The 26008-nt window shown below is 57.8% G+C and carries 23 protein-coding genes and 1 riboswitch; of the genes, 10 read left to right on the forward strand and 13 right to left on the reverse strand.

What is annotated here, in order from left to right:
- Positions 1 to 20: 20 nt before the first annotated feature.
- The 7 genes from hisD to P8935_RS07345 all read left to right on the forward strand — a co-directional run bounded on the left by hisD (position 21) and on the right by P8935_RS07345 (position 6371).
- Positions 21 to 1334 carry a histidinol dehydrogenase gene (hisD, locus tag P8935_RS07315; protein WP_348264334.1) on the forward strand — a complete coding sequence of 438 codons (1314 nt, stop codon included), beginning with the start codon at positions 21 to 23 and terminating at the stop codon, positions 1332 to 1334.
- Complete coding sequence (locus tag P8935_RS07320) at positions 1327 to 2424, forward strand: histidinol-phosphate transaminase (RefSeq protein ID WP_348264335.1); 1098 nt, start codon at positions 1327 to 1329, stop codon at positions 2422 to 2424. Before hisD ends, P8935_RS07320 begins: the two co-directional genes overlap by 8 nt.
- Positions 2421 to 3050, forward strand: coding sequence for an imidazoleglycerol-phosphate dehydratase HisB (gene hisB, locus P8935_RS07325; protein WP_348264336.1), 630 nt, complete (start codon positions 2421 to 2423; stop codon positions 3048 to 3050). The genes P8935_RS07320 and hisB overlap by 4 nt, the downstream gene beginning before the upstream one ends.
- The gene (hisH, locus tag P8935_RS07330) at positions 3050 to 3655 is read left to right on the forward strand and encodes an imidazole glycerol phosphate synthase subunit HisH (RefSeq protein WP_348264337.1); all 606 of its coding nucleotides are present in this window, start codon (positions 3050 to 3052) and stop codon (positions 3653 to 3655) included. Before hisB ends, hisH begins: the two co-directional genes overlap by 1 nt.
- Positions 3649 to 4428, forward strand: a complete 780-nt coding sequence (gene hisF / locus P8935_RS07335) for an imidazole glycerol phosphate synthase subunit HisF (RefSeq protein WP_348264338.1) — start codon at positions 3649 to 3651, stop codon at positions 4426 to 4428. Before hisH ends, hisF begins: the two co-directional genes overlap by 7 nt.
- Positions 4422 to 5099 carry a HisA/HisF-related TIM barrel protein gene (locus tag P8935_RS07340; RefSeq protein ID WP_348264339.1) on the forward strand — a complete coding sequence of 226 codons (678 nt, stop codon included), beginning with the start codon at positions 4422 to 4424 and terminating at the stop codon, positions 5097 to 5099. Before hisF ends, P8935_RS07340 begins: the two co-directional genes overlap by 7 nt.
- Before the next feature lie 102 nt (positions 5100 to 5201).
- Positions 5202 to 6371 carry an aminotransferase class I/II-fold pyridoxal phosphate-dependent enzyme gene (locus P8935_RS07345; RefSeq protein WP_348264340.1) on the forward strand — a complete coding sequence of 390 codons (1170 nt, stop codon included), beginning with the start codon at positions 5202 to 5204 and terminating at the stop codon, positions 6369 to 6371.
- On the opposite strand, the gene P8935_RS07350 is transcribed toward P8935_RS07345, so the two are convergent.
- A complete protein-coding gene (locus tag P8935_RS07350) occupies positions 6368 to 7519 on the reverse strand; it encodes an FUSC family protein (protein ID WP_348264341.1) in 1152 nt (383 codons plus the stop codon). The two genes, P8935_RS07345 and P8935_RS07350, sit on opposite strands and share 4 nt — an antisense overlap.
- Before the next feature lie 114 nt (positions 7520 to 7633).
- Here P8935_RS07350 and P8935_RS07355 point away from each other — a divergent pair, with 114 nt between their 5' ends.
- Entirely contained in the window at positions 7634 to 8605 is a 972-nt protein-coding gene (locus P8935_RS07355) for a 2-hydroxyacid dehydrogenase (RefSeq protein WP_348264342.1), read from the forward strand.
- Here P8935_RS07355 and pnuC read toward each other — a convergent pair.
- From pnuC to P8935_RS07405, 10 genes are all read right to left on the reverse strand, one after another.
- Positions 8557 to 9192: a nicotinamide riboside transporter PnuC gene (gene pnuC / locus P8935_RS07360; RefSeq protein WP_348264343.1), complete on the reverse strand. Its 636-nt coding sequence runs from the start codon at positions 9190 to 9192 to the stop codon at positions 8557 to 8559. The two genes, P8935_RS07355 and pnuC, sit on opposite strands and share 49 nt — an antisense overlap.
- Complete coding sequence (locus P8935_RS07365) at positions 9189 to 10367, reverse strand: phosphotransferase (protein ID WP_348264344.1); 1179 nt, start codon at positions 10365 to 10367, stop codon at positions 9189 to 9191. The genes pnuC and P8935_RS07365 overlap by 4 nt, the downstream gene beginning before the upstream one ends.
- Positions 10368 to 10394: 27 nt before the next feature.
- Positions 10395 to 12605 (reverse strand): TonB-dependent receptor, encoded by a 2211-nt coding sequence (locus tag P8935_RS07370; RefSeq protein ID WP_348264345.1) that lies wholly within the window; start codon positions 12603 to 12605, stop codon positions 10395 to 10397.
- Between the two features lie 122 nt (positions 12606 to 12727).
- Positions 12728 to 12823: riboswitch (TPP riboswitch) on the reverse strand.
- Positions 12824 to 12954: 131 nt separating this feature from the next.
- Positions 12955 to 14190 carry an MFS transporter gene (locus P8935_RS07375; RefSeq protein ID WP_348264346.1) on the reverse strand — a complete coding sequence of 412 codons (1236 nt, stop codon included), beginning with the start codon at positions 14188 to 14190 and terminating at the stop codon, positions 12955 to 12957.
- Between the two features lie 1445 nt (positions 14191 to 15635).
- Positions 15636 to 16235 carry an isochorismatase family cysteine hydrolase gene (locus P8935_RS07380; RefSeq protein ID WP_348264347.1) on the reverse strand — a complete coding sequence of 200 codons (600 nt, stop codon included), beginning with the start codon at positions 16233 to 16235 and terminating at the stop codon, positions 15636 to 15638.
- A gap of 21 nt (positions 16236 to 16256) precedes the next feature.
- Entirely contained in the window at positions 16257 to 16436 is a 180-nt protein-coding gene (locus P8935_RS07385) for a hypothetical protein (protein WP_348264348.1), read from the reverse strand.
- Positions 16437 to 16462: 26 nt separating this feature from the next.
- On the reverse strand, positions 16463 to 17317 hold the full coding sequence (locus tag P8935_RS07390) for a hypothetical protein (protein WP_348264349.1): 855 nt from the start codon (positions 17315 to 17317) through the stop codon (positions 16463 to 16465).
- Between the two features lie 139 nt (positions 17318 to 17456).
- Positions 17457 to 17888 carry a hypothetical protein gene (locus P8935_RS07395; RefSeq protein ID WP_348264350.1) on the reverse strand — a complete coding sequence of 144 codons (432 nt, stop codon included), beginning with the start codon at positions 17886 to 17888 and terminating at the stop codon, positions 17457 to 17459.
- 55 nt (positions 17889 to 17943) lie between these two features.
- A complete protein-coding gene (locus tag P8935_RS07400; RefSeq protein ID WP_348264351.1) occupies positions 17944 to 19593 on the reverse strand; it encodes a DHA2 family efflux MFS transporter permease subunit in 1650 nt (549 codons plus the stop codon).
- Between the two features lie 149 nt (positions 19594 to 19742).
- The gene (locus P8935_RS07405) at positions 19743 to 20939 is read right to left on the reverse strand and encodes an MFS transporter (RefSeq protein ID WP_348264352.1); all 1197 of its coding nucleotides are present in this window, start codon (positions 20937 to 20939) and stop codon (positions 19743 to 19745) included.
- A gap of 190 nt (positions 20940 to 21129) precedes the next feature.
- Here P8935_RS07405 and P8935_RS07410 point away from each other — a divergent pair, with 190 nt between their 5' ends.
- Both P8935_RS07410 and P8935_RS07415 read left to right on the forward strand, forming a co-directional pair.
- Positions 21130 to 22419, forward strand: a complete 1290-nt coding sequence (locus P8935_RS07410) for an MFS transporter (protein ID WP_348264353.1) — start codon at positions 21130 to 21132, stop codon at positions 22417 to 22419.
- Between the two features lie 42 nt (positions 22420 to 22461).
- On the forward strand, positions 22462 to 23193 hold the full coding sequence (locus P8935_RS07415; RefSeq protein WP_348264354.1) for a hypothetical protein: 732 nt from the start codon (positions 22462 to 22464) through the stop codon (positions 23191 to 23193).
- Between the two features lie 133 nt (positions 23194 to 23326).
- Here P8935_RS07415 and P8935_RS07420 read toward each other — a convergent pair whose 3' ends face one another.
- Both P8935_RS07420 and P8935_RS07425 read right to left on the reverse strand, forming a co-directional pair.
- Positions 23327 to 25780 (reverse strand): ABC transporter permease, encoded by a 2454-nt coding sequence (locus tag P8935_RS07420; protein WP_348264355.1) that lies wholly within the window; start codon positions 25778 to 25780, stop codon positions 23327 to 23329.
- Complete coding sequence (locus tag P8935_RS07425) at positions 25678 to 25992, reverse strand: permease prefix domain 1-containing protein (RefSeq protein ID WP_348264356.1); 315 nt, start codon at positions 25990 to 25992, stop codon at positions 25678 to 25680. Before P8935_RS07425 ends, P8935_RS07420 begins: the two co-directional genes overlap by 103 nt.
- Between the last annotated feature and the right edge of the window lie 16 nt (positions 25993 to 26008).

Here is a 26008-nt window from a genome sequence, read left to right on the forward strand (position 1 = left end):
AAAGTGACAGAACGAGAACCATGAAATTGATTCGAACTCAAGGTCGAGGAGCACGTAAGGCTGAAGAAGTTCTGGCCACGTTGGAAAAACGCGGCGGAGCGGCATTCGAGCGGGTGTTGCCGGTCGTCCGCCGAATCGTCGCGAACGTCCGTCGCAGCGGTGATCGAGCATTGCATCGCTACGCAGCGCAGTTTGACGGGCTTGGCGATACGGCAACCATTCGCATCTCCGCACAGGAGATGGCCGACGCATGGGATGTGATTGATCCGTCGCTCCGCGTAGCTCTCAAGACTGCGGCTGCGCAAATTCGCGCATTCGCAAAAATGCAGTTACCCAGATCATGGAGCAAGTCGTCCACCGCAGGCCTCACCGTTGGTCAGATCGTGCGCCCGATTGACGCGGTTGGTTGCTATGTGCCGAGCGGCCGTCATCCGCTTCCGTCCACGCTATTGATGACCGCGATACCCGCGCAGGTAGCGGGCGTGCAGCGCATCGTCGTGGTGTCTCCCAAACCGGCGCCAGAGACGCTGGCAGCCGCACACCTCCTCGGCATCAAAGAACTCTACCGCGTCGGCGGAGCGCACGCCATTGCCGCTCTCGCTCACGGCACGCCTACGATCGCGCGCGTTGACAAGATCGTCGGCCCCGGCAATCTCTATGTCACCGCCGCCAAACGGCTCGTCGCCTTTGACTGCGCCATCGACATGCTGGCTGGCCCCACCGAGATCATTGTGACCAGCGAACGCGGCGACCCGGCTGAGATTGCCGCAGACCTCGTTGCGCAGGCCGAACACGATCCCGAGGCTCTCGCCATCTTCATCACCACGCGGCACGATCTAGCGAAGCAGGTCATCGGGGAAGCAAAAACGCAAAGCCGCAAGAACGCCATCGCCCGAACTGCTCTCGACCGTAACAGCCTGGCCATTGTCGCCGCCACTCTCGAAGAAGCGCGTTCCCTTACCAATCGTCTTGCGCCAGAGCACCTGACCGTCGATTCAATCGAAGATCTGGAATGGGTTTCGAGTGCCGGCTCAGTATTTGTTGGAGGCTGGTCCGCCCAACCCATGGGAGACTACATCTCTGGCCCCAATCACACGCTGCCGACCGGTGGAATGGCGCGCATTCGCGGCGGCCTCAGTGTAAACGACTTTGTAAAACTGATCACAGTGCAGCAGTACGATGCTGCAGCCATCGGCGAACTTGGGCCGCACGCAGTGTTGTTGGCCGAGGCCGAAGGACTAACGGCGCATGCTGCAGCGATACGAATGCGCTTTCGCAAAAGGTCATCGAACCGCACCGCAAATCGAAGCAGCGCGAGGAGAGCCCGTGGATAAATCCGCTTTGAAAGTCCACCCCGCTCCGCGCGCGCGTGTCCAGGCGATGAAGGAATATCACCCGCCTCTCGGAAATCGTGACGCCATGCGACTAGACTTCAACGAGAACACCATTGCGTGTTCCCCGAAAGTCCGCGATGTCTTGAGTTGCATCTCCGCTGGCCATCTCACCCGCTATCCCGAGCGTGGCCCCGTGGAGCGCGTCGTTGCAGAACATCTCCGCGTGCAGCCCGAACAGGTGGTATTGACCAACGGCGTCGATGAAGCGATACACGTTCTTTTCGAAACCTTCCTCGATGCCGGCGACGAATTGTTGCTGCCTGTGCCCACCTACACCATGTATGAGGTGTATGCGTCGGCGACCGACGCGCGAATAGTTCCAGTCCTGGCGCTTGACGATATGCAGTTTCCCTTCGAGGGTCTGGCAAGCGCGATCACCCCGCGCACCAGGATCATTGCTATCGCGAATCCCAACAGCCCTTCAGGTTCCATCACGACGCGCGCGCAGATTATCGAACTCGCTCAACTCGCTCCGCAGGCGGTGGTCCTGGTTGATGAAGCCTACTTCCACTTCCACGGCGAGACGGTCATCGATCTTATCGATACGCTACCCAATGTCATGATCGCGCGCACGTTCTCAAAGGCCTATGGGCTGGCCGGATTGCGGCTTGGGGTTCTGGCAGGTCCGGTCCAGCTCATCTCCTGGATCCGACGCGTGCTTTCTCCTTACAGCGTCAACTCTCTGGCGCTCGCCTGCTTGCCGCCGGCGCTGCAAGATACTGCTTATCTCGATTGGTACGTCGGGGAAGTCTTGGCAGCACGCGCGGACTTCGAAGCGGCTCTCGATGCTGCTGCTATACGCCGCTGGCCGAGTCAAGCCAATTTCATCCTCGTCTACATTGGTCTGCAGCACGCTGAATTCGTGCGTCTGATGTCAGCCGGAGGAGTGCTGGTCCGCGATCGCTCCAACGATCCGGGCTGTGACGGTTGCGTCCGAATCACCATTGGTACTCGCGAACAGATGCGCGAGGCAGTCGTAGTGCTCAACAACACACTGCACACGCTCAAGACCGCAAAGGAGAAGCAATGACAGCCAGTGCTGACGACAAAACGCCGAAAAATAAGACGGTTCGCAGGTCAGCGGTCGCACGCGACACCCATGAAACCCGCATCGCCATTGCACTCACAATCGAAGGCAAGGGCATCTACAAAGTCTCCACGGGCATTCGCTTCTTCGATCACATGCTGGAATTGTTTACGCGTCACGGCGCATTCGACTTGGAACTTTCCTGCAAGGGTGACCTCGACGTTGATCAGCATCACACCGTAGAGGATGTGGGCATCACGCTCGGCGAAGCGTTCGATCGCGCCCTCGGCGACAAGCGCGGAATACTGCGCGCCGGCTATTTCATCATGCCGATGGACGAGACACTCGCCATATCTGCCGTCGATTTAAGCGGGCGCGCAGCCTACGCGGTTGACACCAAGGTTCGCACACGCCTCGTAGGCGACCTCCAGACCGAGTTGGTTACAGACTTCTTCGAGGGTTTCGCGCGTGGCGCCCGTGCCAACGTGCACGTGAAGACAATGTACGGCCGGTCGAACCATCACAAAATTGAAGCAATCTTCAAGGCATTTGCCCGTGCCCTGCGCGTCGCCTGTTCGCGCGATAAGCAACTGGGCGAAATGCTGCCCAGCACCAAAGGGCTGCTCTGATGCGGGTTACAGTCATCGACTACAAAGCTGGCAATCTCACGTCCGTGTTGAAGGCGCTGCGGCATCTGGGCGCGGAGACGGTGGTGACGGATTCGGACGTATCGCTCATCGGTTCTGCTGAGCGGATCGTGCTGCCGGGAGTGGGGCATTTTGCGGCAACCGATCGGCTGAATTCAACGGGCATGACCTCGGCCATTCGCGCGGCCATCAGTCGCGGCGTTCCATTCCTCGGCATATGCGTGGGGATGCAGTGGCTGTACGCTGGGTCCACAGAAGCACCAGACCACGCTGGGCTCTCGCATTTCCCTGAATCCTGCACACGCTTCCCCGAATGCAACCAGAAAGTTCCCCATGTAGGCTGGAATTCGCTGGAGACCAAGGGTGGCTCGCGCCTTTTGGCAGGAGTCGCGCCCGGTGAGTTTGTTTACTTTACCCACTCGTACAAGGCTCCCATCACGGCAGACACCGCTGCAGTCGCAAACTACATTGAGAATTTCGCCGCCGCGGCAGAACGGGACAACGTCATGGGCGTCCAGTTTCATCCGGAGAAGTCCGGTGAGACTGGATTGAAGATCCTGCGCAATTTTCTGGAGTGGACATGCTGACCAAGCGCATCATCGCCTGTCTCGATGTCCACGCTGGCCGAGTGGTGAAAGGCGTCCAGTTTGTGGACATCGTCGACGCCGGTGATCCCGCTGCGCTGGCCGCTCGCCATGCCCGCGAAGGAGCCGACGAAATCGTCCTGCTCGATATCACCGCCACCCACGAAGGACGGCGAACCCTGCTCGAAACAGTGCGTCGCACCGCACGCGAGTTATTTGTCCCATTCACGGTGGGCGGTGGCATCCGCAGTGCGGAAGAAGCCGAGATGGTGTTCGAAGCCGGAGCCGACAAGATCAGCATCAATTCGGCCGCGCTAGCCGATCCTTTGCTGATCACCAGAATCGGCCTCAGCTTCGGAGCGCAGGCTGTCGTAGTGGCGATCGATGCAAAGCGCGATCCCGAAGCCGAAGACCCCGTGCGCGACGCGCAGGTATTTCTGCAGGGTGGACGCAAGCTCGCCGGACGTCGCGTTGTCGAGTGGGCGCTTGAGGCCGAGGCTCGCGGTGCCGGAGAGATTCTGCTGACCTCGATGGACGCCGACGGCACGCGCGCCGGTTTCGATTGTGAACTCACCGCAGCCGTCAGCGAAGCGGTCAACATTCCCGTAATTGCTTCGGGTGGCGCCGGTACAGTGGCGCACTTTGCCGACGTCTTCGGAAGAGGCAAAGCGGATGCGGCCCTCGCGGCAAGCATCTTTCACTTCGGCGTATCCAGCGCCCGCTCGCTCAAGCAAGAACTCGTCGCTGCCGGAATTCCCATGAGGTTGCCATGTTGATTCCCTCAATTGACCTGATGGGTGGCCGAATCGTTCAGCTGGTGCAAGGCAAAAAGCTGCGCCTCTCCTTTGACGATTTCGAATACTGGATCGAAAAATTCTCTCGCTTCCCACTGGTACAGTTGATCGACCTCGACGCGGCGATGCGCCAGGGCGACAACTACGCGTTAGTCGCACAGATCGCACGGCGGCTTCCGTGCCAGGTTGGCGGAGGCGTTCGTTCCATCGAGCGGGCACAGCAGGTACTCGATACCGGCGCCAGGCGCGTCATCATCGGATCCGCGCTGTTCTCTGAGGAAGGCGCGGTCAACGTCGATTTTGCGTCGGCACTTGCATTGGCTGTGGGCTCAGAACACCTCATCGCAGGAGTCGACACCAAGGGCGGCCGCATAGCGGTAAAGGGCTGGAAAGCGCAGGTCGCGCTGACGCCGGACGATGCGATTCCACAACTGGATCCGTATGTGCACGGATATCTCTACACCCATGTGGATGGCGAAGGACTAATGCAGGGTTTCCCCATCGATACCGCAGCGCGCTTGCGCAGGTTGACGGTTCACCATCTCATCGTGGCGGGTGGAATCCGCAGTCAGTCGGAGATTGATGATCTCGATGCAATGCGCGTAGATGCGGTGGTGGGCATGGCTGTCTACACAAATCTGCTCGCTATTTGATGCTCAAAGGCCCATCGAAATCTCATATCTTGCCCGGCATTTGCATCGGATATTCTGAAAGCCTGGTGCCAAAAAATGCGTCAACAAGGGAGAACCTGGACCATGACGAAGCAAAGTGGAATCCGCCTGGCAAAGAGACTCGATGAGGTCGGATTCTCCGATATCGTGCAGATCCGTAACAAGGTCATGGAAATGCGTGCCGAAGGCCTGCAGGTTCACTCCCTGCATGGCGGCGAACCCTACTTCGAGACGCCGGAAGAAATCAAGTACGCGGCGGTCAAGGCCCTTGTCGAGAACTACACCCACTATGCGCCGTCGTCGGGCGTCTTGCCATTGCGCAAGGCTCTTGTTGAGAAGCTTGCCGCAAAAAACAAAATCGACGTGACGACCGATGAGGTAATTGCGACCGTCGGCGGCTCACAATCTTTATATGGAGCCTTCCAGAGCGTGCTTGATCCGGGCGATGACGCGCTGGTCTTCTCGCCTTATTGGACGCCGATTGGCGACCTTGTCACTGGAGCACAGGCCCGCCCTCTGCTTGTCCCAACCATTACGGCAAGGCGCAACGGAATCCGCAAGACGCTGGAGCAGTTCTCGACTCCCAAAACTCGAGCCATCTACTACAACACTCCGCAGAATCCCAGCGGTCTTGTCTTCACGCGCGCAGAAGCGGAAGAGGTGGCTTCGTTTGCCCGTGACCGCGACCTGATTGTGATTGCCGATGAGGCTTACGAAGATCTTGTATACGAGGGCGACCATGTATCCATTGCGTCCCTGCCGGGAATGGCCGAGCGCACGATTACCTGTTTCACGTTTTCAAAAACCTATGCGATGACCGGCTGGCGCGCAGGGTATGCAGTGGCTAAAGAGCCATTCATGACAGCGCTGCGGAAGATCGTCCTCTACTCGACAAATGGCGTGACTACTTTTGTGCAGCAGGCGATGATCCATGCGCTCAAAACGCCTTCCTCTGAGATCGCCGCGCATCGCGAAGAGTATCGGAAGCGTAGGGACTTACTGGTTGGAGTGTTGAACGAGGTCGGACTCAAGTGCGAACCACCCGCTGGTGCCTTTTATGCATTTCCAAATGTTGAGAAGATTCACAAGAATAGCCGCACGGCTGCGCAAATCCTGCTTGAAAAAGCGCACATCGCCACCATTCCCGGATCGGTCTTCGGGGCGCAGGGCGAAGGCCACCTCCGTTTTGGATATGCCATCACCGTCAAGGAAATCGAGGATTGCGCTTCGGCGCTGCGCAAGTTTCTCAGCTAACTCTCTTTAGGTTGGGCTTCACCGATCGCGCGGCTGGTCTCAACTCGTGACGCCCGCAGCAGCACGGCAATTTGCTTCAGGTGAAGCTGAACCGCGTACGCACGCAGGATCTCTGCCTGCGAGAAGCTGAATCCCGTGTGGCGAACTTTTGCCATCCGCTCTTCAAGCTCGGCGATGTCCTGCTCGAGGTTCAGGTTGGGTGGCGCAACGTGAAATCGCCAGCCGTGAATGCATTTCGCAACATACTGAAAACCCGATTCGATATCAGTCACCAGTCGGCCCAGCTCTGGTTCCAGCTGCTGTGCATAGCGGTCTTCATAGCTCTCTCTGACGGCGAGCTCCAGCGCCACCAGCGCATCGAAGATCGTTCGGCCAAACTGCGCCAGCATGCCCAATCCTTCCCGCCAACCAGGACCACCCGAAGGTTCATTGCGCATCTCTTCCAGCAGCGCATTGTTACCCCGCAACATGGCGAGTGAATCTTGGCGAAGCTCTGGCAGGTTCTGCGCGGGCACCCCACGGAATCCCTGCAGAATGCCTTCAAAGAACGCATCAAGAACGAGAAATTCCTGGGCGAGTCCATCGCGCAGACGCAGCCGCGCGCGATCGGGAAACACCAGCGTCGATACGACGACAGCCACCAGAATCCCCAGAAACACTTCGCCCACACGGTGCAGCGCCAGCAGCCAGTGCGACCCTGTTTTCTGTACAAGCATCACAATGGAGATGGTCACACCGGCGAGCCTCGAACTGTTGCGCAGGCCAAGCAATCCGCAGAGAATGACGGCGGATAACACGGCCAGAATGTAGTTCCATGGCAAAACGCCGAACAGTGAAAACGCAAACCCAAATGCCGCGCCGATCATGGTGCCAAGAATGCGGTCCCGCGACGCGCTGATGGTGGCGCCGAAGTTCGACTGCAGTACGATGATCGCGCTGATGGCTCCCCAGTAGCCGTCGTGCAATCCAAATCGTATTGCGATCCACCAGCAGAGTGCCGCTGAGAGAGCGGTTTTGGTTGCGTGGATCAGCAGCCGCCTGCGTTCCCAGTTCAGCAGGCCGTGATTCGCGCGGCGGTCAACCCTCAGCTTGGCTGCGAGTTCCTGCTGCGACCACGTTTTGGGGTTGGATAATCGCATCGAAGGCATTGAAGTCCAGCACTTCATTGATAGCACGCCGCGCCAGACGAGGAATCGCGACCGCGCACTCTCAGCATGTAGCATAGAGGCAGAACTGCGAACCTCTGCGCATTAAGTTTATCTATGCTTCGCGTCGGATACTCCGAAAACCTGTCTGCTGACCTGCTCGCCGATTTCCCCACGGGAATCGAGCTTATTCGTTTGCCTCGCGATCTGGATCACGATGTTGACATCGAAGTGTGGATTCCGGATCCGTATCCGACGAGAAACACGCAGATCGTTCCGCATTTGCGGGGCGTAAAACTGGTGCTATCGCTCATGGCGGGAACAGAGTGGATTCCCGCGGCGGTGGGACCCCACGTCACAATCTGCAATGCGCGCGGCGCGCACAATATCCCGACGGCTGAGTGGACACTATCGGCAATCCTGACCATGTTGAAGCACTTTCCTCTGTTCCTTGACGTTCAGCGATCGGGAGAATGGAAGCGCCGCTTCGAAGCCAGCGCGGAATATGCGGCAACCAGCGGCGATGCCCGAGCACATTACCCGCCCGTGATGCTCGAAGAACTGACCGGGAAATCCGTCCTGCTGGTCGGCTATGGTTCCATCGGCAAAGAGATCGAGCGGATGCTCAGCCCTTTCAATGTTGAATTGACGCGGCTGGCTCGGACGGCGCGCATGAATCCCACAGTGCATGGTGTGGAAGAACTGGATGCCTTGCTGCCAAAGGCCCAGATCGTGGTGCTGATTCTCCCCGCGACAGCCGAAACGCAATGGCTTATCGACGCACACCAGTTTTCGCTCATGCAGCAGGGAACTCTGCTCGTCAATGCAGCCAGGGGGCCGATTGTGAATACGGACGCCTTGGTTGACGCACTGCATAGCGGCAAAATACGTGCGGCGCTCGATGTCACGGATCCTGAACCGCTACCGGTGGGACACCCATTGTGGAAGTGCCCGAACCTTCTGGTCTCCCCGCACGTCGGCGCATCAAGTCCGCAGTTCGCGCCTCGCGCGTTGAAGACAGCCGCCGATGAATTGCGGCGCTATATGGCGGGTGAACCGCTGCTCAACGTGGTGCAAGCCGCAGTCTGAACTTCACGCGCAGCACGTTTCCAGTCGCGGAGGCCGAGAACAGCAAGGCCAACAAGTCCCGCATACAAAACTGCTGTCAGCCACAGGTCCTTGTACATGTACTCGCCGATATAGACGAGATTGACGACAATCCAGAGCCACCAGTTGGCGATATGTTTGCGCGCCTGCCACCAGCTTCCCACCAGGCTGAAACTGGTGAGTGTGGCGTCGAGATAAGGCAGTGCGGCATGCAGTCGCTTAGCCAGTTCACCCAAAACAAAGCTGCCCGCGATCCCCGCAAGTAGCGCGATCACCAGACTCGACCATGCCAACGGAACGACGCGCACCTCGCCTTCTTCTCGCACGCCGCGCCACCAGTGCCACCACCCATAGAGAGTGAAGGCAATGAAGAATATCTGCAGCAGCGCGTCGGATAACAAACGCGCGCGATAGAAGACAACGAGATAGAGTACGTCCGCAGCAAGCACCACGGGCCAGCAGATCAACAGCCGCTTCGTGGTGAGCCAGATGCCCAGAGCGGTGGTAACGAAGCCTGCAAGTTCCACCCAGTTTGTGGCGAGATAGTGGGCAATGGCCGCGAACGTCATGCGCGCACCGCCAACCGTTCGCGCGATTCCGCCCATTGGCGCAGAGGTTCCAGAATTTTCCTGCGTCCAGGTCCGCTGAACCATCGCGCGTGGCCAACCAGGTAATCACGCGACGCTATGCGAGCCTTCTCCGCTGAATACAATACCCCGACAAAATAGTCCGCTTCGGTAAGCGCAAATTCCGCATGACACAGCGCAAGCATCGGGACCAGCGCGTGGGCCTCCGCCCGGCTGAGCGGTCTCACTCCCTCGTAGCCTTCCAGTAGTGCCCACAGATCGTCAAGGTGCACCGAAACATCTTCGCCACCATTTGTATCGCGCATGAGCACCAGCCAATCCACAACATTGCGCTCGATAGCCTGGGTGAGGTCGTAGACAGCAGCGGTGCGATCAACCAGTCCAAAATCGATGACCGATACGGCTTGCGCCCGACGACTTTTATCACTCCAGAAGAAATTTGAAGCGTGCAGATCATTATGAGTCCACAGCGGTTGAAGCGATACCAGCAGAGGTTTCAATTCTTCGTGAAATGGCTGCAATAGAGTGAGCGCCTCTTCGAAATCCCGTCGCGTCCACTCATCCTCAACTAACGCGGGACGTGCGGACGCGTAAGTTTCAAATGCCTTCAAAGGATCGTCAGACGCAAAGATGGTAAAGCTCGCTACCAGCGGCCGCGGTTTCCTTCTTGGCGCATTGTAACTTCCAGCGGCAACGTGAAGTCGCGCAAGCATCTCGCCCGCCGACCGAGCGTGATCAACGGATCGGAATGGCGTCCAGGAAATCGCATCTTCATACGAATCGATCCCATTGGGGATATCGTGCACCTCGTATGTCCAATCGCCGATTTCAACTGCAGTTTCTTCAGTGTCGGCGGTAAAAACGCGTGGAACCTCCACGCCATTCTTCCGCAAGTGCTTCATAAACCGGTGCTCTTCCATGAGCCCTTCAACATCGCGCACCGACCGCGCATGTCGCTTAACAAAAACATTTCCACGACTTGTTCTAACCACACTCGCTGCGGAAAACGGTCGCGGGCTGGCTGACAGAATCTCGACCGGCTCGCTAACCTCCGGCATCTTCGCAAGTACGGCTCGCACCTCGCTCAATGTCAACGGTGGCCAGTCCGGCTCAACCAGCGATCCATCCAACCCGTGCGCTTTTGTCGATTCGTTCAAAACACTTCCTTACCGCAGGAGCAATTGCTAAAACGAGTAGTGCGCTGAGAGCCGTACGGTCGTCGGCGCACCCTGATGGATGAACGTATCTCCGTAGCTCGCTCCCGTGTCCTTCCAGTACCGTTTGTCGAGAATATTATCGGCGTACATGTGCAGTGTGATGCGGCCCTTTTCGCCGCCCGGCGTGTAGCGCGCCCCAAGATTGAAGATGTTGTAGCCACCTACGCTAACAACGTCGTCGCGGGTCGCCTCTTTGCGGCTGGTGTAACTCCAGCCCGGCATCAGGTGCAGACCGCGCGCGTGCGCCACCAGCAGATCGGCAAATAGATTTGTATGAAATCGCGGTACGTTGATGACCTGCTTGTCGTCGAACGACGGCGTTCCGGTGCCAGTTGAGACAGCGCGCATCGCTGTTCCCGAGGCGCTTAGCTGAATCCAGTTCGCTGCTTTGCCTTGCGCATTCATCTCGATTCCTTCATGCGTTTCATGACCATCCGATTCGAAGCATTGATCGCCCGCGCTTCCTGTAGGACAAAATGCGTCGGCACCATCGATCACCCTCGGATAGAAAAACGGCTGTCGCATTCGGAAGAGCGCCGCAGTCAGCAGAATGCCGCGCTCATATTTCGCGCCGACCTCCGCCTGCCGCGTCATAAAGGGAGTCAGGAACGCGCTTGTGTTATCGACCCACCACGGAGCCTGCGGCCCCAGCGAAAGCAGGGTGCCGTAATTGCCGTAGAGCGTGAGGCTCTCAACCGGCGAGTATGTGGCTGCATACTGCGGTAGCCACAGCGACCTCGCCGCGGTGTAGTTGAAGTCGGTCACCCGCACGAAACGCCCACCCGCCTGCAGCACGACATGACCGGGAAGATGTGCTCGCTCCTGCACGATGCCGGCACTTTGGTGGTTGTAGTCGGCAAGTGCCGAAGCTCCCGCCTGCGCATCATCCGGCGCGTAAACGATATTCGGTTGATAGACGTTCTCCACGCCGAGCGGCTGGTAAACAATGCTCGACGATAGATCGACCGAGCGATGAAATAATGAGCCACCCCCCGCCACATCGTGGCTTATTTTGCCGGTGCTGAAATGGCCCTGCAGCAAAGCCTCGCCGATCGCATCGATCCGCAATTCGCCAGGACTGCGATAGTCATAAATCTCGTAGCTGCCGTCGGGGCAGAAAAAATAATAGGGCGAATCAGGGCAGAGAGAATTCCCGTCCGCATCCAGCGCCGGCCCATACGGCCATATCACGTTGTCGTCAACAAGCGAGTGACTATAAGAACCACCGAGATGAAGATTCCAATTCGCGGCAAGTCTGCGTTCAAGCCGCGCCCCGGCGTTCAACGTATCAAAAGTATTCGGCTTCGACCACGGCTGAAAGCCAAGCATGACGGAGGGATACACAGGCGACGGCACCGTTGTCCCGCCCAGCAATTGATAACCTGCCTCGGAACGGCCCACCTTGTGCTGATATTCAAAGTCGGTCATTAGTTGCGTCACTGATCCTAGTTGCCATCTTCCGTTCGCCGCGCCCATACCGCGCCATCCGTTCGCCCCCTCCACGTAGGTGTGGATGTCTTCTCCGGCAGCAGTGATCAAAAGACCCGAGCCGCCATGAAATCCACGCGCGACAAACTGCACCGCGCCATACGAAGTTCCACGGTGGTCGGTCTCAATATCCAGCGTAGGCCGCTCGCCTGCATACGGTTCTTTAGTTGCGTAATCGATAACGCCCCCCGCAGAAGCAATCCCGCTTTCGAGCCCCGCGATCCCTTTGATAAATTCAACCCGCTGCTTGTTTTCAAGCGCAACATCCTGCTCGCCGGCGATTGTCATCCCGTTAATCTGCATCCCCGTCGCCAGGTCGATCGGGAATCCGCGAATCTCGTAATCACCGTAGTAGCCCACGGGCGCATAGTCTTCCCCAATAGACGCATCGTTCTTTACGACATCGGATAATACACGCGCGATCTGGTCGCTCATCAACCCGCTGGTTATGGCGAGGACAGAAAGCGGCGTCTCCCGGACGGGTAGGTTGTCGAGACCTGCCGACGTTGAAGCATCCGAGAGATAGTCGTCTTTCACTTCGCCGTGCACGACAACAGTGGTTGTGACGCGATCGAGTTTTTGCTGAGATGAAACTTGCGGAGCCGGCGCGTTTGGCGTCTGTGCATCCGCCGGCGCAGACGTTGTGCTCTGACCCCAGCCAAAGGAACCTGCCGTAGCAAGTAAGCTCACGATGATCCACCGCAGACTACTCCGGCGGCGCAATCGTCGCAGATGAGATTGAAGCGCACGCATGCCTTGTTCCCGCTTTCAAGAAACAAGGGCGTCTGTGCTGGAAGAGGAAGGACTGGGCCAAACTGGCTTCGAAAGCTTCCCACGCCGGCATTATCCGGATCGGGTTCGAGGGTATCTTCTCAGCCCCACTTTGTGGAGCACCCCTGTTTCAATAACTAGATTGAAACACCGTTCGCGACCAGAATGCAAATCCCGCGTTCCTGATCGTGTGACCAAACCGTAGTTTTGCAGGTTACTTCGAATGTCCTCTACAGCCGTGCTGTGAAAGGGCGGCCAACCGAATCGTTTAATCCGCGTTTTCGGGAAGGGGAACGATCGGTTGAAGCGCAGTGTCCGGACGCCCTCGCCAGCGGAACAGCATCCACGCAAGCGTCAGGCATGCCACAATGCTGACGCCAGCGTCCGTGACAATACTGCCGGTCAAGCCCATCCAGTCATATCCTTTCCCATCGATGAGCTGCATGTAAGTGATGGGCATGTTGCTGGCAGCCAGCAGAACGGTAAAAAGCGTAGCAGCGAAGGGATTGTCGGGACCGATAACTTCAAAGGCGATCCCATTCCCAGTGGCAAAAGCGAGCGCTTGAAACAAATTTTCGCCGGTGATCGCGACGCCAAAGCTCCACGGCTGACGCGGTAGAGTCAGAAGACTCAGCGTAAAGATGGCTCCTACGATGCCGATGGCAAGATAAACGGGACGAAGAGGGAATCGACGCGCTAGCGGAAACAGCAGAAAGCTCCCCGCAATACCTGCTAGTGAAGATCCAACTCCTGCGAACAAACTGACGGTGCGGTCGTTAGCAGAGAAGTCAGCGCCCGTTCCTCCCAGAACGTTCGTAAGCGCAAAAGACGCTGCGGGAAAAAGAAAGAGTGCCAACGCCATCAGGACGCTTCTCTGCTTCAGCAGCGACACCAACTCGCGATTGAATCGTCCAAAGCTCTCCCGTGCCGGTCTGCGACGCGCCGGAGGCGACGGGATCACAAGAAAGAGAAGCATCGGCACAAGAACTGCGCTGCCCATCAGCATTCCAGCCAACGCCGGCGCAAGCCGGCTGACCAGTTGACCGGCGAGAATCATCATCAGCCCGCCTGCGCCGAGGTTCGAGACCGCGAACCATACGCCGAGCCGTCCGTCCTCTTTCTTGTCGACGAGGCTGCCCATCCATCCTCCTACCGAACCCTGGTAGAGCATGGCCGCGGCGAAGCCGGGCAGCATGACCGCTTCAACCAGGCCGGGTCGGTCAGGATGCGCCACGGTGACGGCGATAGCGACTGCGGTGAGCGATCCGAAGATTACCGCGTAAGTCCGGCGGCTCAACCACGCATCCAGCATCGGAGAGACAGCAAAGATCCAGAAGCCGGGCGAAAGAATTGCAGCAGCAATGGCGGCAACGTGTCCCGCGGGAATGCCGTGGGCAGCAAGAAGCTCAGGAATGACAACGGCGCAAAAACCGCCCGTGAGCCCGAACGGCGCGTTGGTCAGACCCATCAGCCACGTTGGCGGCAGCCGCCGCGCATTCTCCATGCAACAGACCTCGTGAGAGCCAGGCGATTGTTCTTGAAGGCGGAAGACCCAGTGTTGATTGTTTTACAGGACGACAGGGATTCTGAAAAGCCGCATTGTGAGTAGGATCACGTTCTATCTTGTAGTTCTGATTGTTCCTATAGGCGAATTCTCACTACGAGTAAGTCAGAAGAAATGAACATCTGCAACTTACTCGGAGCATATCTATCGAAGTAGTTCCGCAAGTTATCCAGCTCAAATTTCAATTTTGAGTTGGAATTAGATACTGCACCGCAGAAATCTATTATGAATGCACCATGAATGGTGATATCCACAGAAAGCAATGGGGTTTTGCACTTGCATCCACAGATCGAACAGGCCTACTGTCTCTAACTAGCTGGTGACTCTGTAGCTGATTGGAACAGCAACTCCGGCCTGGTGAAAAGCGTAAGTACCGGTTTTGGTTTTAAGGTTCGCGGTCGGCAGCAATGTCGATAGTGAGTTGAAAGGTCAAGATTGAGAGTGCGCCGGAACCCAGATCAGGAATGTTGTGACCTGAATGGAACCCGAAGATTCATCCGCAGCGCAAGCTGAGGATGCAAAGTTCGATCCAGCCAGGGAGACATCATCGACTCAGCCGTAGATGCGGAAACGGGGTAACCCGAGGAAGCAGATACGGGTCAGCCGAGGAACCAAGGTTCGGGGTAACTCGAAACGCGGTGAATCGGCGAACGGTGAGAGACCCAAGATTTAGGGCAACCTGGAAATTGGTCAATTGCCGTAGCCAAGGAAGAAGACCCGGGGCAACTCGGAGCTTCAACCAAGGCAAACCGATGGGTGCGTGATCCGGGGTAACTCGGATATCCATCAGTCGGTACCGGAGGATTCGAAGTGCGGGGCAACCTTCACGACGAATCGTCGGCGATACCGAAAGGCTGATTCTCGGGGCGACTTGAGGACTGGCAGCTCGGCACCGCCGAAAGATGCGATCATCGGGGCGACTTGATGAGCCATCGCCGGTAAAGCCGGAGATGCAGGACGAGGGGAAACCCAAGTCCTACATCGGGGGCGAGGCAGGAGGAAGCAGGCCACGGGGCAACCCGGAACCTGGCTGAAACCAGCAGCGCCGAAGGCATGAGAGGTTCGGGGCAACTCGAGCATCCATCGCCGGCACAGCCGAAGGACCGAAGCCAAGGGGCAACCCAAGGATTCGGACGCCGGCTCAGGAGAAAGGGAGCGCGGAAGGGGCAACCCGGAAACGCCGCCCGGTCTGAGCGGGAAGATGCAGGAAGCGGGGCAACTCGCAGCCTCATCAACAGGCCGATAGAGACGATGTTTGATCCATTGAGCTAAAAGATCATCCGGAAAACGCCGGAGGCCGCAAGGTCTCCGGCGTTTTCAATTTCAGGGGCGAAATGGTGGATGCCCTTACGCGTTGAGCCGATCTGCTCCAAAATAATCCTGAGTCAAACTGACGTCGATTGAAGCGCCTTCACCAGCTCATCAGCAGTGATGACGGTGGCCCGCTGAGGAAAGAATCTTTCCGTCAGACAGGCACGCAGCTCGGCGTCCAGATCGGCGCAGCAATCCCTCAGAACGAAGAGGTTATAGTCGGCGTCACTGGCATGCAGTAATGTCGACAGCACCACACCGCTGGTCGCGATTCCCAGCAGGATGAGGGTATCGATTCTGTTTGCCCGCAGAATCATGTCGAGTTCTGTACCGGCAAATGCGCCGATGCGGTGCTTGGTGATCACAACTTCGTCGTCATTTGGCGCAACGTCCCCATGAATTGCACCGGCAGGTCCCTGGAAGATCTGCTGCCATTGAGGGGAATTCTTGATCGCGCCGATGAGCTGGTTTCGCGTATCCACTTCGGGAAGCCCCGGTCGAAAACCCACCCGCACGTGGATTACGCGGATGTTGTTGTTCCGGGCCGCACTGAGCGCGCTTCTGACGCGGTAGAGGAACTCCGGCTCATCTTTTGTGTAGATCTTAACCACCGAGGCCTGCAGATCCATGCTCAACAGTGCGGTGCGGCTTGCTTCAATCTTCAGATGAGCCATTTACCAGACCTCGGTTTGATTCTAGAAGATCAGCACCGCAATCGCGGTCACGACCGATCCGACAAGGACGAGGACGAGGTTCATGTCGAACTCTCGCGTTCTGCCGCCGAGTTGAATGCGCAGTGGCTGGATGCCGTTCGCGTCGTGCAGCGTGCCCCTGTACATCCCGCGCGTCAACACTGCTACAAAGAATCCCATCATCGGACGGCAAAAATGACTCTAGAATTCTAGACCGACCTCAGCTCCTTCACTTCCTCAGCAAGTTCTTTCGGCGTCTTCATAATGTGCCGAAAGCCCACCACGAGCACCAGCGCAACGCTATGCAACGCGCCCAGGATTCCAATTGTGATGGCGCATCCCAGCAAGCCGAGGTGCAGCGCCGCCTCGCAAAGGTGTTGTACGCACCACACCATCAAAGAAATGCCCAGCGGGCATCCCACTACCATCCCATAGCCGATCATGCCATTGTCTCCGCTCATCCCCTTGAACAGCAAAACAAACCAGATGATCGTGCAAGAAATGAACATGGTGATCGCCCACGGGCCCGCGTGGCTTATGTGCTTCGCAGAATCATAAGCCGCTCTGGGGGACCCGGTGACGGTGTGCCAGGTTGGAATTGGAAAGTTTCCAATCTGAGTGAATAGTTCCGGCGCAGGGGGCGGAGCCTGCGCGATTGATTTCATAGCATCATTCAGGTTCGTTGTCGTGGGTGTGCCCGCCTCGAGTGCGAGAATTCTTGGAGGAGCATCTCTCTTGATTGTTTCGCAGGCGACGATCCATTTGCAATTATGGCTCCGCAGCGAATCGCCGAAAGCTGACGCAAGTTCCATGGGATCGACTTGGTTCACTTTGACCAGTTGCCCTTCAATGACCCTTTTCATGCGACCGGAAAACGAATCGGTATTCGCAGCGGCGTTTTCTACTGGCGGCTCCTCCGGGTTCCCGTGTAACGCCTTGACGACATCGATTGTGGCTACAAGGCCGCACAACAGGATCATGAAAATGTTGCCGAGGTGGCGTAGTCGCTTAAACGCGTTTCGGGCGTGGCCGGGCGGGTGCGGTTCCTTCAACTGCTCGCTCATAGCGGATGACCTCAGAACGAGATTTTCGTGCTGTCCGGTTTTGATAAAGGAAGGGGACGTGCGCTTAGTTCGTTAAGTTAAAGGGACTCCTCGAAAATGGCAAACTAAATTCTCACGCTGGACTTCTTGCGATCCATGATCAAAAAATTGTCGTCGCAAACATCAAGACCGCGACCCCAATGATGACGAGCACCGCGTTCATGTCGATCTCGCGTAACTTTCCAGCAAGGTGCATACGCAATGGCTGGATCCCGTTCGCATCGTGAAGCGTGCCTTTATATGTCCTTAGAGTAACTAGCGCGAGCATGAAGCCGCACATCGGAATGGAAGTGAACAGAGCTGCGAGATAAAACAAGGCGCCCGACTGCGGGGACGGCCACCAGATCAATCCGACTTCAATCGCGCATGCCATGTTGGCCGAAAACGTTTGCCACACCACGTGAAAGCGCGCATGTCCCGGCCACAGCGGATTGGTCGCATGGGTTTTGTTCAGGTCAATGAAGAGCGGGGTGATCCCTTGGCCAGCGGCAACAGCCGTAAGCATGAGTCGGGCTAGGAGTGGCGCAGACATCCCCTGCATTCTAATTGGATTCGAAAAGCCACGAACGACATCGCGTCGGCGAGGCTTAGTGCATCGCAGAAGCGCCCGGCCCCTGTCCCGGCCGGTTCGCATTGAGCATGAACGCCATGAAGACCAGAAAGAACGACAGCCAGGAGAGCTCCATGTAGACATCCTGGTAGCCCTGCATCTGCGCCTGCTGGTTCAACTGGTTGTAGATCGAAGCCAGCGCCATGCCTCCGCTGTTGGGGCCGCCAAATGTTCCACTCAAGAAACCGGAGAGCGCCTGCCGGTGCTGTTCAAATGCATTCGATCCTGCCTGCATCGCGCCTTGAAGATGTTGTTGGTGCCAGAGCGAGCGCGAGGTCACCTGTGCGTTGGTGATAGCGATCATGATACTGCCGCCAAGATTTCGCACGAAGTTGATCAGGCCCGCGACCTGGTTACTCTCTTCCTTCGGCATGCCTACGTAGGCGGCATTCGTGATCGAAATGAAGCAGAAGGGAAGCGGCAGCATCTGCACCACGCGCAGCCACGACGCCTGCGAAAAGCTCATCTGCAACGTCGTAACGTAGGCTGCATAGCGGAACGTCACGATGAACATGATGAACCCGACCACGGCCAGCGTTCGCGCAGAAATCTTCCCCGTTGCAAATCCCGCCATCGGCATCACCACGACAAGCGCAATGCCGCCCGCCGTCAGCGCGAGGCCCGCAGTGGTCGCGTTATAACCCAGCAACTGCTGCATGAACTGCGGCTGTAGAACGGTATTCGCATTCAGCACACCGCCCACCAGCATCATTAAGAAACAACATATTGCGAAATTCTTAAATCGAAAAAGCCTTAGGTTGATCAGCGGATTTTTTTGTCGCCACTCCCACCAGACCAGCCCGATGATCCCTCCAACGAAAAGAACGGCGAAGAAACAAATGAAGCTGGAACTGAACCAGTCTTGTTCCTCGCCCTTGTCCAGCATGATCTGCATGCCGCCCATCGCGATGGTGAGGAATGCCAGCCCCATGTAATCCATGTTCTTCAGTTTGGACGGATCAGCCTTGATCCACGGCGGATCTTCGACAAGCCGCGTCACCAGAATGAACGCCAGAATGCCCACTGGAATGTTGATGAAGAAGATCCAGCGCCAAGTGTAGTTATCCGTAATCCAACCGCCCAGCGTTGGTCCAATCGAGGGAGCCAGTACCGCAACCAATCCGTAAAGCGCGAACGCCTGTCCGCGCTTGTGCGGCTCAAACGAGTCGGCCATGATGGCTTGCGCCATGGGTTGCATGCCGCCGCCACCCGCGCCCTGAATCACCCGGAAAATCAGCAGCATGGGCAGAGACGGTGCAGCACCGCAGAGAAAACTCGCAATAGTAAAGACGGTGATGCAGAAGACAAAAAAGTTGCGCCGCCCCATCAGGCTCGACGCCCATCCACCCAGGGGGAGCACAATTGCATTCGACACCAGGTAGCTGGTCAGCACCCACGTGCTTTGGTCGGTGCTCGCTCCCAGGCTGCCGGCAATATGCGGCAGCGCAACGTTAGCGATGGAGGTGTCCAGCACTTCCATGAATGCCGCCAGCGCCACCGTGGCAGCAATCAGCCACGGATTGACGCGCGGCTTCCACTGCGTCATTGATGCGGCGTCAGGATTCTCCATCGTCTTGGCCGGCGCTCCGCCTGCGGGCGCTTGCGGCTCTGTCTGCAACTCGGGCAAAAACTATCTCCTGGGGCGGTTGGTGCCGATTTCAGTTGTGGGGAATCGAGGAACTCAGTCGCAAAGGGCGACTTCCGCAGCCGCCAATTTGCCACTTTCCAATAGATGTCGATTGCTGCCGCCGGGGTTCACGGATTGTTGGGAGTGCTTCACATTGCGGCACTTGCCATGGGGTTCGCGGGAGGTGTGACTGTCGGCTCACGCCAACCAATCACGGCAATCGTCAATGCCAGCAACTGCATTGCAACGATAAAAGCCACGCACGCAGGCCACTTCCCAAACGCCCAGAAGGCCCCCGGCACGACGCCGGCCGCAGTGCCGCCGAGGTAGTAACAAGTGATATAAATCCCCGCCGCCGTCACCCGTGCTCCCGACGGAGCTGCCACCCGCAGGTGGCTTTGCGACGCGGTCTGTGCCACAAAGACTCCGCTCGACAGCATGGCCAGCCCCACAATTACCAAAGGCAGAGAGTGCATCAGCGTGAGCAGCACGCCTGCAATCGAACAGCAGATTGCCCCGCCTATCCCGGCGCGCAAACCCACGCGCGTAATCAGGTATCCTGCTCCCGGCGTAACGATCAGCCCGATCAGGTAAACAAAAAACAGCGAACTTAGCGCCGTGATCGAAAGCGAAAATGGTGCAGCACTCAAATAGAACGTGATCCACGTAAAGACCCCGACCAGCGAGAAAAGAACATTAAATCCCACAGCAAATGTAGCCACCAGTCGCCGATTCCGGAACATTGCCTGGACCTGGTAAGGAAACGTGGGAAGGGAGCCGGCTTTGGGTTGGATCGCCGTTCGGCGATGACCGTGCGGTAGCCACATCGCAACGGCCGCAGCTCCCACCAGTGCAGCCGAACCAAGGACAAGAAAGCTCACGCGCCAACTATAGTAGTCCGCCAGAATGCCCGCGGAGATGCGCCCCATAAAACCGCCCAGAGCCGTGCCGCTTACATAGAAGCTCATGATCAACGCAACCCGTTCCGGCGGCCATTCTTCCCCAATGTAGGTGACCACTACGGCGATGATGCCCGGCACCATAATCCCCTGCAGGAAGCGCCAGAAGATTAGTTGCGTCAGCGATGTTGACGTTGCGGCTAGCAGCGTAGGGATAGAAACACCCAGCAGCGAAATCACAATCACGCGCTTTCGAGCCAGCCTCTCGGTGACAGCTCCAAAAACGGGTGCGGAGATCGCCACTCCCAGCGTCGCGGCAGAAACTGTCATCCCCACCCCGGTCTTGGAAGCATGAAACAGGTGCGCCAGCAAGGGCAGCAAAGGCTGCGTGCAGTAAAGCTCGAGAAAGGCACACACCCCGCACAAGGTTACCGCCGCGGCTGCCATGTTACTCGGCTTCGGGGGTCGGTCAGGCTGGGGGTGCGGTTGCAAGAACCAGAATACAGGCCCCGCACTCTAGCATCTCTGGGCAGACCAGCAGCATCCGCTTCGCATCACTTCCGTTTCGCGGGCCCACGCCGAGCGGTTAACCTAAGCAGGAATGGATTCCCCTTCCACCACTCCTCCACGACGAGGTATGGAGGCTTTTGCCTCTCGCGATTTTCGACGATACCAGCTAGCCCGCGTTGCCGTAATTCTCGGTGCCGAAGCGCAGGCCGTAGCAGTAGCTTGGCAGGTCTACTCCATCACCCATCGAGCTCTCGATCTCGGATATACCGGTCTGGCGCTCTTTCTTCCGGGGCTGTTCTTTCTGCTTCCAGCCGGACACGTAGCCGACCGCTTCGATCGCCGTCACGTGATCCTCTGCTGCTATACGCTTCAAGTCTTCTGCACCTTGGCGCTTTTGGCCCTGGCGCTCTGGGGAGCACACCACGTCTTCTCCATCTACGCCGTACTTTTTTTGATTGGCACCGGACGCGCCTTCTCCGCACCAGCCAGTTCTGCTCTCCTCCCGCACCTGGTTCCGGAAAAGCACTTCGTCAACGCCGTGACCTGGGGAGGCGCCATCTTCCAACTCGCCAACGTTACCGGCCCGGCGCTCGGCGGATTGCTCTTCACGCTGCCCCTGGTAGGTTTCCTTCACAGCGCAGGACTTGAGGGTGCAGGAATCGTCTACATCTTCACGCTACTCACGCTGGTCTGGTTTCTTGCCCTCATTCTCAGCCTCCACGTGCGACCTGGGCGCATGGAGCATCGCGCCGCTTCGCTCAAAGTGGTGCTTGCAGGGTTTCAATACGTGCGCAGTTCCCCAGTGCTCCTCGGATCCATGTCGCTCGATCTCTTCGTGGTCCTCCTCGGCGGAGCGGTAGCCTTAATGCCCATCTTCGCCAACGAAGTGCTGCACACTGGGCCACGCGGCTTGGGTGCGCTGCGGGCGGCTCCGGCCATTGGCGCGCTCACCATGTCTCTGGTAATCGCACGGTTCCCCATCACCCGCAAAGCCGGCTCGCGCATGTTTGTCTGCGTCGGCATCTTCGGCGTGGCAACCGTGATCTTCGGATTATCAAAGAGTCTCTGGCTTTCGCTCGCCGCCCTGGCCATCAGCGGCGCTGCCGATATGATCAGCGTCATCATCCGCGGATCGCTGCTGCAGCTCGCCACCCCTGCGGAAATGCGCGGCCGCGTCAGCGCAGTCAACTCGCTCTTCATTGGCGCATCCAACGAACTGGGCGAGTTTGAAAGCGGCCTGACCGCGCAGTGGTGGGGCGCCGTGCGTGCAACCATCTTCGGCGGGATGGCGTCACTAGCCGTCGCCGGAACCTGGGCAGCAGTGTTTCCCGGCCTTCGCCGAACTGACGAGCTAAGCGCGGAGTCTCTTCGCCCCAAGCCCGGCCCCGCAAGCCTGCAATCTCCGGCGGCCGGTTAATCCAAATCAAAACATCTGCATCGAAGCTTTAGGAGAAGACGCATGAAGCCCTGGAAAATTGTGGTCATTCCCACCGCCATCACGTTGATCATCGCCGGCATCTATATGTTTTCGGTATGGAAAAAGCGTCAGAACCCTGGTGTGGTCAACCAGGCACAGGAGCAGAAGCTGACCCCGGACGATGTGGCGGTAGTGAAGATGCAGTTTCCCTCGCACTTCGATGACCTGAAGGACGAAGAAGGCAAGAGCCTCTGGATGAAAAACGGCTACACCATGCCTTACTTCCCGTATGCCGGCGGCAAGGTCGACTTCAAAAAGCGCGTCGGCGTCATTCCTCCACTGCAGAAACTTGAGATCAAGAAAGCCATCAAGGCCGCGGTTCCGGCCGATGTTGATGACGGCATTAGCCACGGAACCCGCCAGGCAATGTACGTCTTCACGCTCCCTGACGACAAGGATGCGAAGCAGGAATACGCCACGCCGGTAGGCGCGATGGAAGGCACAGAAGAGCAGTATTACAGCGACCTCTTATTCTTTTACGATGACCCGCACTCCATCTACACACACTGGCCCACGGATGTGTGGACCGCCGTCGAAGCGCACCAGGCAAAACCTGGCATGAATGAACTGCAGACGCGGTTATCCCTCGGCCAAAAAATCCAGACCGACAACCCAAGAGAAGAAGGCAACCGCACCGTAACCTACGATCTGAACGGCAAGAAGTGGACCGTAACCTTCGTCCACGACCGAGCCACAAAAGTGCAGAACGGCTAAGAAGATCGCAGTTGAGTAAGATTCATCATTCTGATAAATGACTCCGTCATCCTGAGCGAAGTCGAAGGACCGGCTTTTCCTGTTAGAACGACCGCATATCTGGCATTGTGCCCTTTGCCGATTCGCAACTCCATCATTCGCAGCGTATGGCTGACATCGGATTAGTGCGGGCAGAGCGCAGGGCGGGGAGCAGAGAAGCAGCGCTGGCGATCAACACCAGTGCGAGAATGGAACCCGCAAACACCCATGGGTCGCGGACCGAGGTGCCATAGAGGAAGCTGGCCAAGGCCTTTGACGCCATGAGCGCCGCAGCCAGGCCCACGGTGGTGCCGGCGAGCGCGACGCTTGCGTTTTGCAGGAATACCATGGCCACCACCTGCGATTTGCGGGCACCGAGAGCCATTCGAATGCCAAGCTCGCTGGTACGGCGAGCGGTGGCGTAGGCGAGAGTTCCGTAGAGACCAACGGCCGTGACAACGAGAGCGCAAATGGCGAAGAAGACCGACAGAAGAGCCATGGTGCGTTCGGCGCTGAGGGACTCGTCAACGGTGACGGACATGCGCGTGAGCAGCGGTGCGGGAATGGCAGGGTTCAGGCTCACGGCCAGCGAGCGCGCCGCGTCAGCCAGTGGGGCGACTGGACCGCTCGTCCGGATCGTGGCGAAATAAGAAGGGCTCTGATTCCCGTCGTCCTGTGTCAACGGGAGGTACGCCGTGGGTGGTGCGGGAGAGCGCAAGTCCTCATACTTTGCGTTCCCCACCACCCTCACCACTTCGAATTGCGATGTGTTCTTGCCCTCATGCTCGATCACAAACTGTCCGAGCGGATTGATATCAGGAAAGAGAAGCTTTGCGGCTGTCTGGTTGAGGATGATCTTCGGCCCGCTCGAAGGCGTATCGCTCCAGGTAAAATCGCGGCCTGCATAAAGTGGAATCCGCATCGTCCTGAAATAGTCAGGCGCGACTCTGTTGTGATAGATGTCCTGCGTCTTGCCTGCACCCGCAGACATATCCTCGTCCCACGTCCAGTGAGTGAGCGGAACCATGCGGGCGAAACTCACGTCAGTGACGCCTGGCTGGCGGCGAAGACCATCTTCCAATTGACGGTAGAACTGGATGAGAGCTTCTCCTTTGAGCGGCTGCTTGTCGAGACTGAATGCAATATTGACCAGCCCTTTTGGATCGAAGCCAGTCCCGGAAAGGTACAGGCGCACAAGGCTTGAAGCGAGCAGCCCTGCCCCGACAACCAACATCAAGGCGAGTCCAACCTCGCCGGCCATCATTACCTTGGGGAGAATCCGTTTGCGCTCCTGCGATTGTGTGGTGTGTTGTCCACTCTTGATCTGCTCATTCAGGCTGCTGGATACAGCCTGCAGCGCGGGAACCAATCCAACAAGAAGCGCGGCGATCATGGACGCTAGGGCTGCGAAGGCGAATACACGAATGTCCAGAGACGTGTCGACATAAGTGTCTCCTTGATTGCCGAGCAACATCATTGCAAGAGACTTGCCGACAACCGGCGCAATGGCCAACCCGGCAGCAGTGCCCATGACGGCGATCAACAGGCTTTCGATGAGCAGCTGCTGCACCAGCCGACGACGGGTAGCTCCAAGAGCAAGGCGCGTCGCTAGTTCAGGCTGGCGGGCCGCACCGCGCGCCATGAGCAGGCTGGCGAGATTCAAACAAGCAAGCAGCAGAATGCCGCCGCACATGGCGAAGACTGCCCGGAGTGGCTTGCGAAAAAGCAGCCGCACATACGTGAACCCTGCTGAACCGCTCTCAGCTGTGAAGTGAGCGTCGCGCAGCTGGCTGCTCGCCGGAGTCGCGATTGAGGCGACTTGCGCATTCGCCTGAGCCACGGTGACTCCCGGTTGCATGCGCCCCATCACCGTGAGCCACCATGCGTGGAATCCAGCCTCAGTCAAACTGCGCGGTGCGTCGAGAACCGGCTCAAGGGCAAGAGGAGCGAAGATATCCGGCCTCTGCAGCGGATCAGCTCCTATAAATTGCTTAGGCATAACACCCACGACGGTGAATACGTGATTGTCAATCTGCAGCTTTTGGCCGATAACGTTAGAAGCGCGGTTAAACCACCGCTGCCAGAACGATTCGCTGATAACCACCCCGAAGCCGGAGGGATTGCCTCCCTTGGCGTCATCCGCCCGTTCGAGCGTACGACCCAGCAACGGCGGAGTCTCGAGCGTCGAGAAGAAATCTCCGCTGACCAACTGGCCCGACACGCTCTCAGTACCACTGGAACCCCGGACCTGAAACTTACGGCGATCGAACGCAAAGACTTGAGAGAAGACCTCGCGGCGGTTTTCAAGTCCACGAAACAAAGGCTCAGAGAAACTGTAGTTGATCGTCGGACGCTTCAGATCAATCCCCAGCACGGCGAGCCGGTCGCTTTGCGGAACGGGCAGAGGGCGCAAAAGGAGGCCGTTGATCATGGAGAAGACGGTGGTATTCGCGCCGACTCCGAGTGTCAGCTCACAAGCGCGACGAACGTAAAGCCAGGCGACTTGCGCAATACGCGGATGGAGAAACTGATATCGCGGCGTAGATTCTCGAGGCTGCCAAACTGCCACAGTTCCCTCAGGCGCTCATGCCAGCGGCTCGCGTTGCCAAAGGCGCGTCGTGCTTGCGCTTCGGCGTCTTTCGGAGCGAGGCCTTGCTGTACCAATTTTTTTTGAAGCATGGCTTGGTGAAATGCCAGTTCGTCGGCCATGTCGCGATCCAGGCGACGCTTTTGAAAAATTGCCTTCAGACGAAGCAGGAATTCGTGGAGATTCTGAGCCATGGTTGACCTCAAATTG

The organism is Telmatobacter sp. DSM 110680 (assembly GCF_039994875.1).
Taxonomy (GTDB): domain Bacteria; phylum Acidobacteriota; class Terriglobia; order Terriglobales; family Acidobacteriaceae; genus Telmatobacter.

What these genes read in the sequence shown, in the direction of transcription:
- hisD (WP_348264334.1), top strand. Translation starts at nt 21, where the DNA reads ATGAAATTGATTCGAACTCAAGGTCGAGGAGCACGTAAGGCTGAAGAA.
- hisB (WP_348264336.1), top strand. Translation starts at nt 2,421, where the DNA reads ATGACAGCCAGTGCTGACGACAAAACGCCGAAAAATAAGACGGTTCGC.
- hisH (WP_348264337.1), top strand. Translation starts at nt 3,050, where the DNA reads ATGCGGGTTACAGTCATCGACTACAAAGCTGGCAATCTCACGTCCGTG.
- hisF (WP_348264338.1), top strand. Translation starts at nt 3,649, where the DNA reads ATGCTGACCAAGCGCATCATCGCCTGTCTCGATGTCCACGCTGGCCGA.
- P8935_RS07340 (WP_348264339.1), top strand. Translation starts at nt 4,422, where the DNA reads ATGTTGATTCCCTCAATTGACCTGATGGGTGGCCGAATCGTTCAGCTG.
- P8935_RS07345 (WP_348264340.1), top strand. Translation starts at nt 5,202, where the DNA reads ATGACGAAGCAAAGTGGAATCCGCCTGGCAAAGAGACTCGATGAGGTC.
- P8935_RS07350 (WP_348264341.1), bottom strand. Translation starts at nt 7,519, where the DNA reads ATGCCTTCGATGCGATTATCCAACCCCAAAACGTGGTCGCAGCAGGAA.
- P8935_RS07355 (WP_348264342.1), top strand. Translation starts at nt 7,634, where the DNA reads ATGCTTCGCGTCGGATACTCCGAAAACCTGTCTGCTGACCTGCTCGCC.
- pnuC (WP_348264343.1), bottom strand. Translation starts at nt 9,192, where the DNA reads ATGACGTTCGCGGCCATTGCCCACTATCTCGCCACAAACTGGGTGGAA.
- P8935_RS07375 (WP_348264346.1), bottom strand. Translation starts at nt 14,190, where the DNA reads ATGGAGAATGCGCGGCGGCTGCCGCCAACGTGGCTGATGGGTCTGACC.
- P8935_RS07380 (WP_348264347.1), bottom strand. Translation starts at nt 16,235, where the DNA reads ATGGCTCATCTGAAGATTGAAGCAAGCCGCACCGCACTGTTGAGCATG.
- P8935_RS07385 (WP_348264348.1), bottom strand. Translation starts at nt 16,436, where the DNA reads ATGATGGGATTCTTTGTAGCAGTGTTGACGCGCGGGATGTACAGGGGC.
- P8935_RS07390 (WP_348264349.1), bottom strand. Translation starts at nt 17,317, where the DNA reads ATGAGCGAGCAGTTGAAGGAACCGCACCCGCCCGGCCACGCCCGAAAC.
- P8935_RS07395 (WP_348264350.1), bottom strand. Translation starts at nt 17,888, where the DNA reads ATGTCTGCGCCACTCCTAGCCCGACTCATGCTTACGGCTGTTGCCGCT.
- P8935_RS07405 (WP_348264352.1), bottom strand. Translation starts at nt 20,939, where the DNA reads ATGGCAGCCGCGGCGGTAACCTTGTGCGGGGTGTGTGCCTTTCTCGAG.
- P8935_RS07410 (WP_348264353.1), top strand. Translation starts at nt 21,130, where the DNA reads ATGGAGGCTTTTGCCTCTCGCGATTTTCGACGATACCAGCTAGCCCGC.
- P8935_RS07415 (WP_348264354.1), top strand. Translation starts at nt 22,462, where the DNA reads ATGAAGCCCTGGAAAATTGTGGTCATTCCCACCGCCATCACGTTGATC.
- P8935_RS07425 (WP_348264356.1), bottom strand. Translation starts at nt 25,992, where the DNA reads ATGGCTCAGAATCTCCACGAATTCCTGCTTCGTCTGAAGGCAATTTTT.